This is a genomic window from Pelotomaculum propionicicum, from assembly GCF_048984525.1.
GTDB lineage: Bacteria > Bacillota > Desulfotomaculia > Desulfotomaculales > Pelotomaculaceae > Syntrophopropionicum > Syntrophopropionicum propionicicum_A.
In genome coordinates, this window is the sequence record NZ_JBMGJC010000008.1 from 1 (window position 1) to 16,217 (window position 16,217).

A 16,217-nucleotide genomic window follows, 5' to 3' on the forward strand; every position below is an offset into this window, starting at 1 on the left:
CTTCTTCCCGGAGGACCTCCAGAACCACCTGGGTTTTAAAGCCGGCTGAATAATGATTACGTTTGTTCATGCTCCCATTGTAACTTATTTTTCTAGTCCTGTGTCTCACTCCTTGGGAGCATTATAGACCCGAGGACTCTTGGCAACCTATTTTATCTGTGCTGTGACGAACTTAAGGATATAAGTTTCGCCCAGGCATTTCAACTGATATTAACAATGCTGAAAAAAACATTGCGAAAGTATCTTACGATAGCTGACAGTGCCTTGCAGGGGCTTATCGACGATTTTATATCCAGTCTACCGGCATTTTTAAAGGGGCGGCTTCAACTTTCGTCCTGCGAAAGTTGAGTATTTAATAATTCATCACGCATTTTATCTATATTAAATGATTCTTCCAAATAGGCTTTCATATTTGATGGTTTGTTCATATGCAAAAAAGTTTCATTATACGTTCTGTAAGAAAAGTCGCGGAGCGTATGAACATCATCCAAAATACATTTCCTAAATGTGATTTCCATTCCTCTAAAATCCTTCATTTTTTGCACCCCAATTAATAGCTGCCTTAGCTTAAACTTAAACTACTAATTTCTTATTATTACATTTTTTGTTCTATTTCGATAACACATTCAGTTTTTATTTTTCCTACCAGGAATTGCAAGGCTTCGATAACATGCGGCCTAATATCGCCGCCTATCAGTACATACATTATGTCATCGCCAAGCTCCAGCCGGCCTTCATTCAGCCAAACTCTAACATGGAAGATACCGTCCATTTTATAGGTCTCAGCGACCGCCGCATCAACTTTTTCTGCATTATAAGAAAATTCCAATCCTTTTACCAGCGAACCGTCATCAATCCCCTGGCGGACCTTGGGCGTTTGGCGCACAACGCCGTTATTGTTTTCCTGTGTTTTTAAGAAGATATATCATAGGAATCAGAGCAAATATAAACTCCATACTAAAGGCAACAACTAACCATAGCTGTAAGCTTGACGGCCATGGCCAAATGAGCTGTATTATAATTCTAGATAACCATACAAGAGTAAAGAATGCATAAAATATTCTTAATTCCTTTGAACCATCAAATAATTTCTTTTGCACTATTATTAACAGTAAACTAATTCCTGCTAACAAAAAGGAAAAGCAAAAATTTATGTAGTTTATTGATTGGATTATTTCGGTGGGAGCGTCTGGTATATATGAAAACCATTCAGAGGAATACGGTACAAAAAAGTGCCATACGGCAACTATACTACCGATAATACAAGCAATATAAAATGATATTTTTGTAATTCTTACCATTTCTATACCTCACTCACAAACAAGCAACCAAATACAGCGCAGTAAATAACAAAGAAATAAGCGTCGTCCGGGCAGAATACCAGATATGACAACGACTGAATATATATATCTATCCCGCTCACACAACCCCAGCATAATCCGACATATCCAAGGTAGCATAACGGCTTTTATACGTTCTCGGAAACAAGTCAGTGTGTAGTACAGGTTTAAGTCCTGTCATCTCCGTTGCATAGGTACCATTCACCCTCAGCTTCTCAAAACCTTCTCCATTGGCTTTCCTTTAGCCAATTCGTCCACCAGTTTGTCAAGCCACCTGATTTTCTGCATGAGCGGGTCTTTGATTTCCTCGACGCGATGCCCGCAAATCACGCCTGTAATTTTGTCGGCGTTCGGGTTTATCTGCGGGGCTTCGCTAAAAAAAGTTTCGTAATCGATATTCTTCACAATTTGCGCTTGCAAGCCAGAATCGTCATACCCCGTCAGCCAACAAATCACAGCATCAACCTCGGATTTGGTGCGCCCTTTGCGCTCCGCCTTTTGGACGAGTAGCGGGTAGACTCTTGAAAACGCCATCTTATACACGCGCTCGTTTGTCATAATGTGTCACTCCCTTTCGCTTGCTGCTTTACTCTCCACGTCACGATGTCGGTGATGAGTCCATAATCTATCGGCTTGCCAAGCGGCAGCTGAATTGCTCCTTTACTGGTCTTATATCCTGTGAGCCGCTCCGCGAACTCAGATGTGGCTTCACCGCCTGGGTACAGCCCGATGTGCTTCTTGAACGCCGCGAAATGAATAAGGTTCTCGCCTTGCCAGAACGTCGGCATCCGCCACGAGATTTTCTCTGTGGCTTCCGGCGCGGCTGTGCGGATGGTTTCGCGGATACTTTGCAACAGCGGCCTCAAATCTTCCGGTTGTGCGGCGATGTATTCGTCAATACTGTTTGGTTTTACACAAGAGTGGTCTTGTTCCGTGTTTTTGAACTCACGGCCGCATTTTGGACATTTCCACATTTCACCCACGCTCCTTAATCGTTGCTGTTACGCTGTCACCTGTTTATTTCCGATATTGGCACAGGCACATCACCTATTTGATACGCACCCATCGGTGACTTATCAATAGCAAAGCGACAAGTAATAATGCCAAAATGGTGAATACCGCGGCAAGTACATTGATAACCTTATTTGTCCTGCCTTTCAGAACCCTGGACAGCAAGGCATAAATGCCAATCCCGATTATCCCTCCGAGCGTGTTACCAAGCACGTCAGTGATGTCAGCTCTGCCGATTGCGAAAATAAATTGTATTATTTCAAAGGTCAAAGTTAAGCCAACAATTGTAAGAATCTTTTTCACAAAAGACCACGGGGCTTTAAGCATGCAAATATAGATTCCCAAAGGTATGAAAGCGAGAATGTTAACTCTGATCTCGCTGAAGCGAATAACGCCGTTGTAATCGAAAGACCCCAGAAGCGGGATAAGGTTGATGATTCGTCCTTCATCCATTACCGCGATAGAAAACTGCAGTTTGAAGAGAATCAACCAAGTTAATGCCAGTAAATAAATTGCAAATAACACGAGTGTAAGCGTGTTTCGTTTTTCCGATTTTATATCTGCCACATCACATACGTTCCTTTATGATTTGCTTGCCATGATATCTTGTTCCAATATTGAACATAATTCTGTACTGTTGACAACTATTAGAATATAACGGAGAATAATTGTCAAAATTGCGTCCCGCTGCAAGCTTCATAACTTCCAGCAACGCAAAGAATTATTGTAATTCTTATATTGGTTTTCGAGTGGTCACATATCCTTTACTTACCGGTTCTCAGTACAGGCATATCGGAGTTGTGCAAAACGCCCTTGGACAGCGCGAAGCAGCCTATCGCAGCCAGCAATTCCCATAAGGCCAGCACCCCCAGTCCGATCAGCACACCGGTCCCCTCAACCATACTGCCAAGGACAATGGCGGCAATCAGGCCGGGCAGCATAATGACGATCACCGCAATGGTGTAAATGAAAATCAGGAGTCCGGCGCTAATGTCCGCGCCTGTCCAGCGCAGGGAAAGATAGTTTATGCCCAACAATAAAAAAGAAAACAGGGTGTAAACAGCAATGGCCGCAGCAACCAGCCAAAAAGGCTCTTCCATGATCAGGCCTGCGATGCCGAAAACAGCCAGGCTTTCCACCAGTACCTTAAACACTATTTCCAGGTTGCTCCAAACGATTTTCTGAAAAGAGCTTTCGGGAATCAGGTAGAGATAATGTATATAAAGCTCTTTGAGACCGCGCCCTGTTCCAATCAAGAAGATCTGCATCCACATCAGGATTTGCAGCAGAACAAGGATCCCGCCGTCCCCGCCGCGCTGGAACAAAGAAAACAAGGCCGCTCCTAATACCAAGATTACGGACGACACTCCCCAAAGACCAAGCTGGTTGGCGCGAAAGGATTCCCGCAGGTGCTTATAAAAAATGGCGCTGGGTCCCAGACCGCCGATACCGGTTTTGACAACCTTCACTTTTTTCGCCGATGAGGCTTCCGGGTTGATCTGCCCTTCGGCCATGACGCGCTTTCTCTCAAACGCAGTTTCCGTAGCGACCAGCACGTCTTCATAATAATCGGGATTGCTTAAGGCAATATAGAGGAGAAGCAGCGCTCCGGACAGTACAAGCAACCCGAAAAACAAGAACCCGCTGCCCGTATCACCGGAAATCAGGGAAACGGCGCCTGCCGACGCCCAGCCGGCCACAGGCGTCCAAGCGGCAAGCGGCGAACGCAGCGTATTTTCCAGCGCCGGAAGAAGATTACCTGTTCCTGCAAGCTGCACGCCGGTATAAACAAGAAGCGGGAGAAAGGCCGCAACGGCCAGTATTCGGACAACCAGTTTCCGCCCGGGTTTTCCGTTGGTCAGGCTGTAGATCAGAAGTGACAGGATTTGAAGCACACCGACGGCCAGCATAAAGCCGAGCAGTACCAGGAGCACCGCGTCAAACCCTACCCCAAAAACCGTGCTGAAGGAATTGCTTTGAAACAGGATAAAAAAGCCCGCCAGGAAAGCCGTTTTCGCCATGCGCACGATGCCGTACATCAGGATCAAGCGGGAACTGACCGGTGAAACAAACAGTAAATTGACATCGTTCATGTCGAAAATAACGTCTCCTTTGGCCAGGCCCTTTTGGATGGCGATCACAACAAACAGCAGGATTAATAGGAACAGGATACCCTTGAGCCAGACGAGATCAAGGGAACCGGCCGCGTTTTGGCGTGTAAACAGGGAAAGGAGAAAAATCCCGCCAATCCCTACAATCACAAGCACCCATAACGCCAGCTTCGCCGGTTTCCGCCGAAGCTCCAGTAGAGTATTTTTGGCGCTTTTGACCAGCAGAAAAACCAGGCTGTTCATGGCATGTCCTCCTGGCTTTTTCCTTCCGTGATGGTGAAATACACGTCTTCAAGGCTTTGGCCGGGCGCGAGGTCCGTACGGCGGCAAACGCGAGCGATCCTGCCCTTGACCATGATGTAGGTTACATCCCAGTCTTCCTCCACACTTTCGATCATATGGGTGCTGACAAGCAGGGCGCAGCCGCTGTCCCGCAGTTTAGCAATGACCACTTTCAGTTCGCGGATCCCATGCGGGTCAAGGCCGACCAGCGGTTCATCCATAATGACAGCTTTGGGCTGGGGCAGGAGTGCACAACAGACACTGACCTTTTGCTGCATTCCCTTGGAGAGCTCTTTACCAAGCTTCATTTTTTTATCGTCCAGCTCAAAGCGGCGAAGCAACGCCTCCCCTTTTTCCTCCCAGGCTTCCAACCGGTACGCTTTAGCAATGAACTCCAGGTGCTCCGCCACTGTTAACATCGGGTACAGCACGGGAAACTCCGGCACGTACCCCAAAAGCCGCTTCGCCTCAACCGTATGATTCTCATGCCCGTCGATGGTAATGGCGCCTTGGAAACGCAGGAGGCCGCAAACTGACTTGATCAGTGTTGATTTGCCCGCGCCGTTGGGGCCTAGCAGTACGGCCAGCTCACCGCGGCCCACGGACAGGTTGATGTTGTCATTGGCCGCCAGCTTGCCGTATTTTTTGGTCATGTTCCGGACGTCAATCATATTAAAATCTCCTTACCGCGATAGAAATACTATTACCAAAATCTTTATTATTTAGGGGCTATGGTCGTCCATCCCCGCTTTATATTTTGCCCGGCCGGCAGCATCTTCACCCTCCCCCAAGGATATGATAATAATTAGGCTGATTATTAAACATCGTTAAACTGCGGGATGTCCACCGTATACCTCAAGCTGTGCTCTTTCCTGCTTTATCCACCTTTTTGGGCCTGTACGGGAGCCATAAATATTATATCACTAGTTTCTACTCATACCGGCTTATTTGTCGGCCAGTTAAACAGTTAAATAGAATATGTATCTTTGCGCTTTATGATGCTATGATTAAGGGGTGTTGAATCTAGAGGCGCGGAGATGTGCGACAATGATCCGTCAGAAAAATCAAGAATGCAACCCGGTGGCGGTAATAAAATACACGGGAGCCTTTATGGCCTGGGTGATCGGTTCCGGGTTCGCTACCGGGCAGGAAATACTGCAGTTTTTTTCGGGCTACGGGTATGCCAGTTATGGTGTGGTGATATTAAACCTGGCCGGTTTCCTGATCCTGGGCCGGATTATTATCACGACCGGTTATGATCATAAAGGCGCGGCAAATTTCAGCCACTTTGTGTACTTCTGCGGAAACAAGCTGGGAACACTGTACGCGTGGCTGATTCCGGTAACGCTGGTGTTGCTTATGTCGGTACTTACTTCCGGCGCCGGCGCCACCCTTTTTGAATATTACGGCATCAACCCCTATATCGGGTCGGCATTGCTGGCGGCGCTGGTTTTAGGCGTGTACCTGATCGGGTTTGAGAAAATGGTTAAAATTGTGTCGGTGACCAGTCCGGTGATCATCATTTTTACGTTGCTCGTGGGGACGATAACGGTAGTAAGGGATATTGGTAATATTTCAGAAATTACAAGGTATGAGCCGGTTTTGCAGAACATCCAGGCTTCTCCGAACTGGATTTTAAGCGCTGCATCGTATTTATCATTGAATTTTTTTTGCGGCAGCACCTATTATACGGCGTTGGGCGCCAAAGCGGCAGACAGGCAATCTGCCAGACTGGGGGCACTATTTGGCGCGCTGGCTCTGTTTGCAACAATTGCAATCATGAATACGGCCATTTTGCTGGACGCCGGGAATACGTCCGCCCTGGCGGTTCCCACATTGTACCTAGCAAGGAAAATATCGTCCGTGATTGGGGCCGCATTTTCGGTGATCCTGATCCTGGGTATTTTTTCTTCCTGTTCGACCATGATGTGGACTGTCTGCAGCAAATTTTTTGCCGGCGATCTCAAAAAAAACAGGATATTTGCAGTCATAGTGTCCGCCGGCACTTTTATGATCGGCCTATTTCCATTTACCAAACTAGTCGGCGTGTTTTATCCCCTGGTGGGGTATATAGGGTTATTATTCATTGGCTGTGTGCTCTACAAGGGGATTAAAGGGACAGAGGGACAGGTCCCTTGTCCCTAAATTCTGTCGATCACATTTTTCGATATCCCGATGGTCCTGGATAGCTGTATAATTGTTACACCCTTTCCGGCCATTCCGGAGTGCCTTGATACCCAGTCATCTAATCATCTGCAATCTGCAGCGTACCCTCACTCAATTTAACGTTTCGATCCAGTTTAAAGGAATTTTGCTTAATCCTAAATACACTCCCAAAATATTACCGGTTATATCAGATAATTTTTGCAGCTTGGTTCTCCTCTACAGGATAAACATAAAATAAGTAAATATTTCAAGCCTGACCCTTATCTAGACACTGCCGATCCCTGCCGTTCGGTATCTTTATGAACTATTCGAAGTAATTAGTAATCGTCAGGCATCCTTAAAAATACAGACTATGCCTCCACTTTTGAAGCACTTATTACAAGAAACGCACTTTGCCGGAGCAGTATCTTTTTCCCAGCGGTTGATTAAGTCGCTTTCACAAATCAATGGTCTGCAAAGAGAAATGTACTCAATAGGGGTATTATTTAAAATTTCTGTCATGACTTTGACGTCCCGATTACCGCCGACTAATATAACCGGTGTTTTAATTTCTTGTGCGATTTCTGCGGCATATTTTTTGTAGTAGGATTCTTGTTCAGGGGGAATCTTGCGGGCGAAGCCCTCGTTCGGGCGGGAGGAACCGCTGCCGCCGCTGATTTCAATCGCGTCTATTCCCAAGTCTGCCAGTTTGCGGCATACATACCTGCAATCTGAAAAAGTCATTCCCTGCTCAAAAAAATCCTCACTGTTGATTTTTATAAACACTGGATAGTCCGAACCAACCCTGTCCCTTATTGCTTTAAAAGTTTCCAGCACCATTCTGGAACGCTTTTCATAATCGCCGCCATATTGATCCGTTCTGCGGTTATAATAAGGCGTCAAAAATTTACTTAATAAATAGCCATGTGCCGCGTGCATCTGGACACCATCAAACCCGGCTTTCTTAGCCCTTTCCGCCGCATCAGCGAACGCTTTTTGCACAAAGATAATTTCCTCCTTTGTCATTTCCTGCGGCGTATTTTTATAAGCCAGGTCTTCCACCGCGCTTGGCCCCCACACTGCCTTGCCACTATCCGGGTGAACAGGAGTTTGCGAACCGTTGCAGGCAAGCTGCATGATAATATTGGCACTATACCGGTGAACCATCCCGGTCAAATTCTGATACTCATCGATAAATGTATCATCATAAATCCCTGTCTGTCCGGGATAAACATTCTCCAAATCACTTGCAAAAGTAAGCCCCGTGATAATTGTGCCTACTCCACCCTTTGCTAAATCTTCATAGATTTCGTACAGCTTTTTTGTCATATGACCATTTTTACCAGCAAATCTTTCAAAGGTTGCTGAGCGGATGAACCTGTTCTTCAGCCTCATACCCGCCAGTTCCGTTTTGTCAAATAAAGATTTCATTTAAATTTCGCTCCTTTTTTCATAAGGGGGTCAGGCTTGAATTATTCACTTATTCTTCCCATCTTCGAATAATTTCTTTAGCATAAACTGTAACCTTTGATTCCTTGACTTAATTCTTGATATCATTGATGGTGGCAAATTGAGTTTTGGGCTAATGCCGTACTTGTTATTTTACTACGCTTTTCACTTATCAAAACTATGGCTTTTCTAATATCAGATAATTTTTACAGCTTGGTTCTCCTCTACAAGATCAACATAAAATAAGTAAATATTTCAAGCCTGACCCTGATAATTTACTTCCGCACCCTAAATACTAACCCATTATTAATTTCTATTAGCTCCCGGCTCGTAATCCGCACTAAAGAATACTCTGAACCTCCACCGGTATAGACAAATTCCTTCTCCATCACCTTCGGGTCAATGATAAAAGTAGCCTTATACCCAAAGGAAGGAACCCCGCCACAAGGATACCCAGTCTTTTCTAATATTTCTTTTTCTGTGGCAGTTCTTGGCCTTTCGATCTTCAAAGCCTTACCGACTCTTGATGTACTTGCCCTATCTTCTCCTTTTACAATTGCCACAATCAAATCCCCTTCGTTATTAACCATACAGATGTTTTTAACAAGATCGTCTGGGTTTGCTCCGGCGGCATTTGCTGCTTCTTGAACAGAATGGCATATTTGGTCGAAGTGTAAATGTTCTGCATTCATGTTCTTACCCATCATATAACCTTTAAGCTTTTCCTCATACTCTTCCATAGTTTTCCCTCCTATTTTAAACGCCGAACATGACATGCCTTTAGCGTAACAAGTACGCAGTCACCAGGCTGTTTGCCGATTTTTGCACGAAGGTCCTTACGCAAACCTGTGAATGCCGGGACATAGAAGGATAGATTTTACAGAGGCTTATTTTTGAACAGCGTTAAACTGCGGGGTGTCCGCCATGTGGTGGACTTTGGCCCAGAACTCCGCGGGCACCGGCATCACCGACAGGCGCGGCAAACGAACCAGCTCCCAGTTCGCAAAAGCGGGGTCACTCTTGATCCGGGCCAGCGAAACCGGACGGTTCAGGCGATAACCAGCGGTTAAGTCTACCATGTAAAGGCCTTCCTGCCGCGGGTCGGGATAGGGACCGGAAGCGACAAGGGCCACGCCGGTAACAGATTTCTCCTTGCCGGTGTGGTAAATGAACGCCAGGTCCCCGGGCTGCATATTCTTGATGTTTTTAAGAGCGGCAAAATTCTTTACGCCGTCCCAGACGTCCCGGCCGGCTTGTTCCAGGTCAGAATAACTGTATTCTCCCGGCTCGGTTTTCATCAGCCAGTAAGTTATGCCGGGCACCTCGCTTTCCTTCTTATGTCAAGAGTGTGTCAGGGGGACGGGGTTGTTGACACACCCGGGTGTGTCAACAACCCCGTCCCCCTGACACACTAACCACTACTAAGGTCTAAGGAAGCTCTGCATAAAGCTTGATCTCTTTTACAATTCCCTTTTCCACTTCAAAAATCATATACTTATATTCTTCCCGTACGCTGAACTCATATGCGCAGTTATTGTCGTCGGTCCTGCCGTCCGGGAATATCTTGATACCTTTGTATGCCTCTTTCAGCTGGGCCAGGGTGGATCCGACGGTAATCCCCCCGGGCGTCTGCAGTTTTGAACTTGTTAGATCCACGCTCATGAGCCAGAACTCTTTCCCGTTATCTTTCGGTGAAAATAACTGTATAACAATGCCCACATATTTAAGCGTTTTTATATGCGAGCCTGAATATGTGTCAGCTGTGCTTCCCAGCACCTCATTGTTCTCCGAAACCAGTTTGCCAAGAAGAACGGTTAGGTCCGCTTCTTTATACCAGCTTTTCAAAGATATCGGCCGGTTGCCAGCCATCAAAGAATATTCGTCGGTCTCGTTTTGCGGTTTTTGCTGCCCGGCTGCGCTTGCTTCTTCCCCGCCATCAGCTTTCTTTATCGTAAAGCTGCCGATAACCGCATCGAAATCTTTTTCCAAGGCCCTGAATCCCTGTATGGTTTTTTCGGAGGCGTCCGGCGGGACCTGGACATCAGTGGCGTGGGCCCAGCCGAAATGATAACTGCCGGATTCCCCCAGGTACCTGAGACCATACATGTCCTCCAGCTCTTTTAAGTTATCCCGCGAGAATTCTTTTTTGTCATAAGTTTCGATCCTTCCGACCACGCCGAAGACCTGTTCCGGATGCTTTGCCTGCACCTCTTTATCAACAAAATAAATTAAGTTCCCTTCTTCCTTTATATCAACCTTCTGTGCAAAATCACCGGGCAGGTTTAAAGAAAAACCATACTTTTCATTTTCATAGACAAAATCTTGGTTGGGTTTGCTGTTGCACGCGCTTAGCAAAACCGCACACGCTATTACCGTTGTTAACAACATAATTAACCTTATAATACGGGGTTTTTTCTTGCCAAACCTCATAGCTACGCCAGCCTTTCTTTAATAAATTTTTTATTATTCCACAATGTATAAATATCTGCGTGCCAGGCCCTTTTCGTACAGTTCCTTGCCGCTTTTGCCTTCTCTCAATTTAGCCTCGTACAAATCTATATTCCCCTCGCGTTCAAAGTCATTCTTATACTTGGGCAGTGCTTTCACGGCATTTTCATAAAGCGAATGCTCATTTTCGCTGTAATCCACCGTTTTATACAGCATCCCGTTCTGTCGTAGAACACGGGCAATCCTGGTGTTGTCACGATGCAGGGAAATCTCGTTTTTTCTCGTCTCGTCGAATATATATTGCGAGCTGTATAAATACAACCGGTTGTTTTCAATGCTTTTTAATTGCCTAATCAGCCCGTCCAAATCATTGCTGAAATAAAGGCTGTCGATTGACAGTGTGATACTTGGCTTTAAATCATAAGAAGCCAGCATATCAATATCCCCGTTTATATATGAGATCACTTTGCCGCATTTTTTTACAATAGAGTGTTCTATCTGGTCAATACCAATGCCGTGGCAGCCATATTTACTGGCCAGGCAGTCAAGGATACTCCCCGGGCCGCAGCCGAGGTCCAAAACCGTATCGCTCTTTAAAACCGCTACTGAACTAAAAAGATAATCCAGTTGGGATTTGTCCATCATGTTGAAAAGGTACATTCGGTAGCCGTAAATTTCTTCGCAATAATCCAAATAGGCGGCACTGTCCGTGGAACGGTCCATCAGGCGGTTATAATCGTCCTTCGCCCTAATCTTGTTTATCTTAAAAGATTCATTTCTCCCCATTTTTGTCAGTTTAAATTCGTTTTCACCTTGGCTGGTCAGGAATCCGTCCATTGCCAGCCGCTCAATACTTTCTTCAATGACGAATCCCTGGCCCTGCATCCACTCCAATTGCCGCCTGATTGCATCGACTGTAACAGCCTGGTCCTGGTTTTCAAGATTATAAGCAATATATAGTAATATCTCCAAAATATCTTCCATTGGTACAGTCCTTTTTCTTTAAACTTAAAACACCCAATATGCAACTCTATAAGTACCGGGTTGTAGTCAAAGTCTCTATTTTTTAAATCCGCTTGGCTCCTTTTCAATGGTCCGTGACAAGAGTACGGTTATACAGACATACTTGTTCTCAGACCGTGTCAAGAGGACAGTTCTCCTGACACGATTTTATCTCCGGATATAAAACTCGAAATCGTGTCACGAAAACCGTCCCCTGGACACGCTCCCCTGTCACTTTATCTAACTGGATATACTCTCTTGATGTATTACCCGTGAGCCTGTCATGATTTCATCACCATAGATTATGCAAAATGATTTTGTCGATACTCCGATGTACCCGCCCCTCTGTCAATGTAGCCTTTCCCTATCTCAACCCTCCACCAGGCTCAGCCACATTTCCATGTGGTCGTTGAGCTGTGAGCGGGCTTCCTCGAGCTCGCCCTGCCGCTTCTGGCAGGCCAGGTAATCCTGGTAGACTTCAGGCAGAAAAAGCTCAGCCTCGAGGCGGGAAATTGTTGCTTCAAGTTCCGCGATAGACTGCTCCAGTTCTGCAATCCGGCGGCGGTGCATGCGTTTTTGCCGCTCCTCTTCCTTCTTCTGCAGGTAGTTTTTCTTTTCCGTGCTTTCCGCCCGGACCGGCTCAGCGTCGGCCGTCCTAACCGGCTGCTGTTCCCGTTCAGCTTTTTTTAGAAAATAATAATCGTAGTTCCCCAGGTAGCTGGAAATCCCGCCAGTCGAGAGTTCAAGCACCCTGGTCGCCACTTTGTTAATGAAGTAACGGTCGTGCGATACAAACAGGATTGTGCCCGGATAGCCGTCCAGGGCCTCCTCCAGCACCTCCTTGCCGGGCAGGTCCAGGTGGTTGGTGGGCTCGTCCAGGATTAAGAGATTAGCTTTTTGCAGCATCAACGCGGCCAGGGCCAGGCGGGATTTTTCGCCGCCGCTCAGGTCTGCCACACTTTTTTTTACCTCGTCGCCCCGGAATAAAAACCTGCCCAGCACTGTCCGGATATCCACCTCGTCCAGGTTGGGGTAGCGGTCCCAGAGCTCGTGCAATACCTGCTTGTCCCCGTTTAATCCCTGCTGTTCCTGGTCGTAATAGCCAATCTGGACATGATTGCCCGGCCTGATCCTTCCTGCCAGCGGTTTAAGCTGGCCTGCTATAGTTTTCAGGAGGGTGGACTTGCCGATCCCGTTGGGGCCGACCAAGGCCACCCGCTCGCCCCTGTTGATTTGGAAGTCCAGGCCTTGGGCCAGGGCCTGGCCCGCGTAACCGATGCCCAGGCCTTCGGCCTGCAGCACATCCACGCCGCTGGGACGTGTAACGTTGAAAGAAAGAGCCACCCGGCGCTCCCTGCCGGGGCGTTCCAGGCGTTCCATCTTTTCCAGCGCCTTGAGGCGGCTTTGCGCCCGTTTGGTGGTGTCCTTGGCGGCGATATTGCGCCGCACGAATTCCTCCTGGCGGGAAATTTCGGCCTGCTGCCGGTTGTAGTCTTTCAGCTGCTGCTCGAGCAGAACAGCTTTTTGTTGGATAAACGAGCTGTAGTTGCCGGTGTAACGGGAAAGGCCGGCGGGGGTTAATTCATATATGATCTTAACCAGGGCGTCAAGGAAATACCGGTCGTGAGATACCACCAGCACAGCCCCGCGGTATGTCTTCAGGTACTGTTCAAGCCAGGCCAGGTTGTCCATATCCAGATAGTTGGTGGGCTCGTCCAGGATTAACAGGTCCGGTTCCCCGAGCAGGCAGCGGGCCAGGGCCAGGCGGGTTTTCTGGCCTCCGCTGAGGGTGTCGACCGGTGTAGAGAGGTCGGTATCGGCAAATTTCAGCCCGCTCAGCACCATGCGGATGCTGGTCTCATAGTCGAAACCTCCCCGGCTCTTAAACAGGGCGTAAAGGTTGTCGTAGTCCTCCAGCAATTGGCGGCTTGCGCCCTCGTCCGCGGAGGCTTCGGACATCTGCCGTTCCATAGCCCTCAGTTTTTTTTCCATATCAATAAGCGGGGTAAACACCGCAAGCATCTCGTCCCAGATGCCGCGTCCGGATTCCAGGCCGCCGTCCTGGGCCAGGTAGGACAGAGAAAGGCCCCTGGACCTTGTTACTTCTCCCGCGTCAGGCGCCAAGCCGCCGGTTAATATTTTTAACAGGGTGGATTTGCCCGCCCCATTGACGCCGACAATACCAGCTTTTTCCCCGTCCTGGACGGTGAGGCTAATGCCGGTGAAAACCCTGTGAGAGCCGAAAGATTTTGATATTTGCGCCGCCTGCAGCAGGACCAAGGCTGACCTCCCCTTTCAACTATCAAGTTTACAATAGTTGCCTGGATTCGACAAGCGTGAGACAGAATCAGGAGGAGGTTCCAGCGATTCGCTGAGGCTTTTATTGAAAAAGACTTTTGTTACTCATAAGCCGCGTCTGATTAATCTTCCTTTCATTGGTTTAATGTTATGACGTCGCAAAGAACAGGCAGGTTCATTTAACAGTACAAAGAAAACAGCCTGTTTGAACGTCAACATAATATAAAGGCCAGCCGCTCCAATAACTTCGCGTAGATTATACTTACGAGAGTACTTAGGAGGAACTGGCCTATTATAGGGAACGTACCACATTAGCATTCTGAAAGCGTGTCAAGAGAACCGTCCCCTTGACACGTTATTTATTGATTGAATATGTTGTATTAATTTCAACGTTATTCTTTAACATTGCCCAAACCGGACAATAGGTCTGTTCGGATAATTGAATCGCCTTTTGCATATAAGTTCCATCAATATCACTGGATTGAACAATAAAATCAAGGTTTATTGTCTTAAAACCAAGGGGGTGTTCGTCCCTTCTTTCTCCCCTTGCGGTTACTTTGAGACCTGATACGTCTTTACACATTTTTCTTAATAAAGACACAACGGTTGACCCACTGCAGCTTGCCAGGCTGATTAATAACAAATGCAGCGGCATGTAGCCTTCTCCGTCTCCGAGGGGCGGTATATAATCTATAATTATAGACGGGTGGTCCGCTGCTTTACCCTCAAACTTAAGTTTTTGATTGATTAAAGTTGCACTTGCTTCAATATTACTCATAATACAAATCCTCCCCGTATTTATTGTGTAACGCATATCACTGAAGTTAATGCCGCACTACATCATTTTTTTCTACCCCCTTCATAATTTATAAAGCCTTTTATTTATCGTTCGATAGATAAAAAAGCAAAAAAAATATTATTTAACAGCGCTTTTTTCAGCTAAAATTGCTCCGTATTCAAAAATCATATAGATTTCAGATCTTATTTGTTCCTCTGGAATGTCCTCATTAATCAGCACCAGCTTATCGACCATATTTTCAAGCAGCCTTATAAATATACTAACCAGCAGCTCACAGGCATGAGACTGTCCCCAATGTTTTCCGAGCAAGCTCCTGCTGTACTCTATCCTAGATTCTTCCCACTGTTTCAGCTTAATTTGTATTTCAGTATTCCCCTCGGTCCGCATCCAGGCCTTCAGGGCTAATTTGTACACAGACTTTTCGTATTCTGATAAATTTTTTCTTTGTAAAACATATTGAGTGTATATTTCCTTAATGTGTTCCTGCTTTGGCAGCTCCGACCTGAGCCTGTCATTTATTCTAATAAATTCCACATAGGCAATTTCTTCATATAAGTCATTCTTATTTTTAAAATAGTAATATAGCATTGGCAATGAGCATTCAACCGCATTGGCTATTTCCCTGATCGAAGTCCCGTAATACCCTTTTTCACTAAACAGCTCGACGGCCTTAATCATTATTTTTTCTTTCAGCGTGTTTTCTCTCATTGAATACCCTCGTGCTTATCTATCGTTCGTTAGGTATATTTTAGGACTATCCTTTTTAATTGTCAAGTATTTTTTGCGCAGGATCACGGGGGTGAATTCCCTGGTCTTACATGTCTGATTTGCTTTTTTTTAAAAATATCCTTATAAACAGGCTGTATATAAAAAAAGCGATTGCCGCTCCGATCAGTCCGATCAAGGCAAACATAACGGAATAAAATAGAATCCCGTATAATTCCCCTCTCGCCCCACTCCAAACCAGCCAGAGCATAAGGAAGGTATACAGAAATGATATCGCGGGCGCCATGCGAAACGCCAGGTTGTTCCTGTAAAGCCCGTAAACCAGCGCTCCCAGAAATAAAACCAGAGGGGGGTTAACGGTAAAGCTCTTGACCTCACTGGTAATAATACTGTTGCCCCAGCTGTAGGTAACAGTTCCTTTCATCGGCTCAAACCCATTAGCAATTGCTATCGCCACCGGTACAAGCAGTATGACAATCAAAAGAATATTCTTACCCTTCATCAACCTTACCATTCTTGCCCCCAATGTTTCCTTGCTGTCTTTACCTGCAACCACATCTAAGCATTTTACAGGTAAAGCATCTAAAAATCGTACTCCATAATATA

General features: G+C 46.3%; 17 protein-coding genes and 2 pseudogenes. 2 read left to right on the plus strand and 17 right to left on the minus strand.

The window, feature by feature from the left end; all coding sequences use genetic code 11:
- Window positions 1-126: 126 nt before the first annotated feature.
- Window positions 127-348, plus strand: a pseudogene (locus ACOBQJ_RS09940) (IS4 family transposase); the annotation flags it as partial.
- Here the strand turns inward: ACOBQJ_RS09940 and ACOBQJ_RS09945 are convergent.
- From ACOBQJ_RS09945 to ACOBQJ_RS09980, 8 genes and pseudogenes are all read right to left on the minus strand, one after another.
- Window positions 324-536: a hypothetical protein gene (locus tag ACOBQJ_RS09945; RefSeq protein ID WP_421071607.1), complete on the minus strand. Its 213-nt coding sequence runs from the start codon at window positions 534-536 to the stop codon at window positions 324-326. The pseudogene ACOBQJ_RS09940 and the gene ACOBQJ_RS09945 overlap by 25 nt on opposite strands.
- A 59-nt stretch (window positions 537-595) precedes the next feature.
- A pseudogene (locus ACOBQJ_RS09950) lies at window positions 596-898 on the minus strand (molybdenum cofactor biosynthesis protein MoaE); the annotation flags it as partial.
- Complete coding sequence (locus ACOBQJ_RS09955; protein WP_421071608.1) at window positions 894-1,301, minus strand: hypothetical protein; 408 nt, start codon at window positions 1,299-1,301, stop codon at window positions 894-896. The pseudogene ACOBQJ_RS09950 and the gene ACOBQJ_RS09955, both read right to left, overlap by 5 nt.
- Window positions 1,302-1,547: 246 nt before the next feature.
- Window positions 1,548-1,898 carry a DUF2200 domain-containing protein gene (locus tag ACOBQJ_RS09960; protein WP_421071609.1) on the minus strand — a complete coding sequence of 117 codons (351 nt, stop codon included), beginning with the start codon at window positions 1,896-1,898 and terminating at the stop codon, window positions 1,548-1,550.
- Window positions 1,895-2,314, minus strand: coding sequence for an iron chaperone (locus tag ACOBQJ_RS09965; RefSeq protein ID WP_421071802.1), 420 nt, complete (start codon window positions 2,312-2,314; stop codon window positions 1,895-1,897). The genes ACOBQJ_RS09960 and ACOBQJ_RS09965 overlap by 4 nt, the downstream gene beginning before the upstream one ends.
- 73 nt (window positions 2,315-2,387) lie before the next feature.
- Window positions 2,388-2,918, minus strand: a complete 531-nt coding sequence (locus ACOBQJ_RS09970) for a VanZ family protein (protein ID WP_421071610.1) — start codon at window positions 2,916-2,918, stop codon at window positions 2,388-2,390.
- 197 nt (window positions 2,919-3,115) lie between these two features.
- Complete coding sequence (locus tag ACOBQJ_RS09975; protein WP_421071611.1) at window positions 3,116-4,705, minus strand: putative ABC exporter domain-containing protein; 1,590 nt, start codon at window positions 4,703-4,705, stop codon at window positions 3,116-3,118.
- A complete protein-coding gene (locus ACOBQJ_RS09980) occupies window positions 4,702-5,415 on the minus strand; it encodes an ABC transporter ATP-binding protein (protein ID WP_421071612.1) in 714 nt (237 codons plus the stop codon). Before ACOBQJ_RS09980 ends, ACOBQJ_RS09975 begins: the two co-directional genes overlap by 4 nt.
- A 376-nt stretch (window positions 5,416-5,791) precedes the next feature.
- Here ACOBQJ_RS09980 and ACOBQJ_RS09985 point away from each other — a divergent pair, with 376 nt between their 5' ends.
- Window positions 5,792-6,889, plus strand: a complete 1,098-nt coding sequence (locus ACOBQJ_RS09985) for a hypothetical protein (RefSeq protein ID WP_421071613.1) — start codon at window positions 5,792-5,794, stop codon at window positions 6,887-6,889.
- Between the two features lie 348 nt (window positions 6,890-7,237).
- Here the strand turns inward: ACOBQJ_RS09985 and ACOBQJ_RS09990 are convergent, their stop codons facing one another.
- The 9 genes from ACOBQJ_RS09990 to ACOBQJ_RS10030 all read right to left on the minus strand — a co-directional run bounded on the left by ACOBQJ_RS09990 (window position 7,238) and on the right by ACOBQJ_RS10030 (window position 16,167).
- A complete protein-coding gene (locus tag ACOBQJ_RS09990; RefSeq protein ID WP_421071614.1) occupies window positions 7,238-8,320 on the minus strand; it encodes an NADH:flavin oxidoreductase in 1,083 nt (360 codons plus the stop codon).
- Between the two features lie 293 nt (window positions 8,321-8,613).
- On the minus strand, window positions 8,614-9,078 hold the full coding sequence (locus ACOBQJ_RS09995; RefSeq protein WP_421071615.1) for an aminoacyl-tRNA deacylase: 465 nt from the start codon (window positions 9,076-9,078) through the stop codon (window positions 8,614-8,616).
- A 147-nt stretch (window positions 9,079-9,225) separates the two neighbouring features.
- The gene (locus ACOBQJ_RS10000) at window positions 9,226-9,660 is read right to left on the minus strand and encodes an EVE domain-containing protein (protein ID WP_421071616.1); all 435 of its coding nucleotides are present in this window, start codon (window positions 9,658-9,660) and stop codon (window positions 9,226-9,228) included.
- Window positions 9,661-9,766: 106 nt separating this feature from the next.
- Window positions 9,767-10,726 (minus strand): hypothetical protein, encoded by a 960-nt coding sequence (locus ACOBQJ_RS10005; RefSeq protein ID WP_421071617.1) that lies wholly within the window; start codon window positions 10,724-10,726, stop codon window positions 9,767-9,769.
- A 75-nt stretch (window positions 10,727-10,801) separates the two neighbouring features.
- Window positions 10,802-11,770 carry a class I SAM-dependent methyltransferase gene (locus ACOBQJ_RS10010; RefSeq protein WP_421071618.1) on the minus strand — a complete coding sequence of 323 codons (969 nt, stop codon included), beginning with the start codon at window positions 11,768-11,770 and terminating at the stop codon, window positions 10,802-10,804.
- 387 nt (window positions 11,771-12,157) lie between these two features.
- On the minus strand, window positions 12,158-14,068 hold the full coding sequence (locus tag ACOBQJ_RS10015; protein WP_421071619.1) for an ATP-binding cassette domain-containing protein: 1,911 nt from the start codon (window positions 14,066-14,068) through the stop codon (window positions 12,158-12,160).
- Between the two features lie 373 nt (window positions 14,069-14,441).
- Entirely contained in the window at window positions 14,442-14,864 is a 423-nt protein-coding gene (locus ACOBQJ_RS10020) for an OsmC family protein (protein ID WP_421071620.1), read from the minus strand.
- A gap of 138 nt (window positions 14,865-15,002) precedes the next feature.
- Window positions 15,003-15,593, minus strand: coding sequence for a TetR/AcrR family transcriptional regulator (locus ACOBQJ_RS10025; RefSeq protein WP_421071621.1), 591 nt, complete (start codon window positions 15,591-15,593; stop codon window positions 15,003-15,005).
- Window positions 15,594-15,699: 106 nt separating this feature from the next.
- On the minus strand, window positions 15,700-16,167 hold the full coding sequence (locus ACOBQJ_RS10030; RefSeq protein WP_421071622.1) for a hypothetical protein: 468 nt from the start codon (window positions 16,165-16,167) through the stop codon (window positions 15,700-15,702).
- Between the last annotated feature and the right edge of the window lie 50 nt (window positions 16,168-16,217).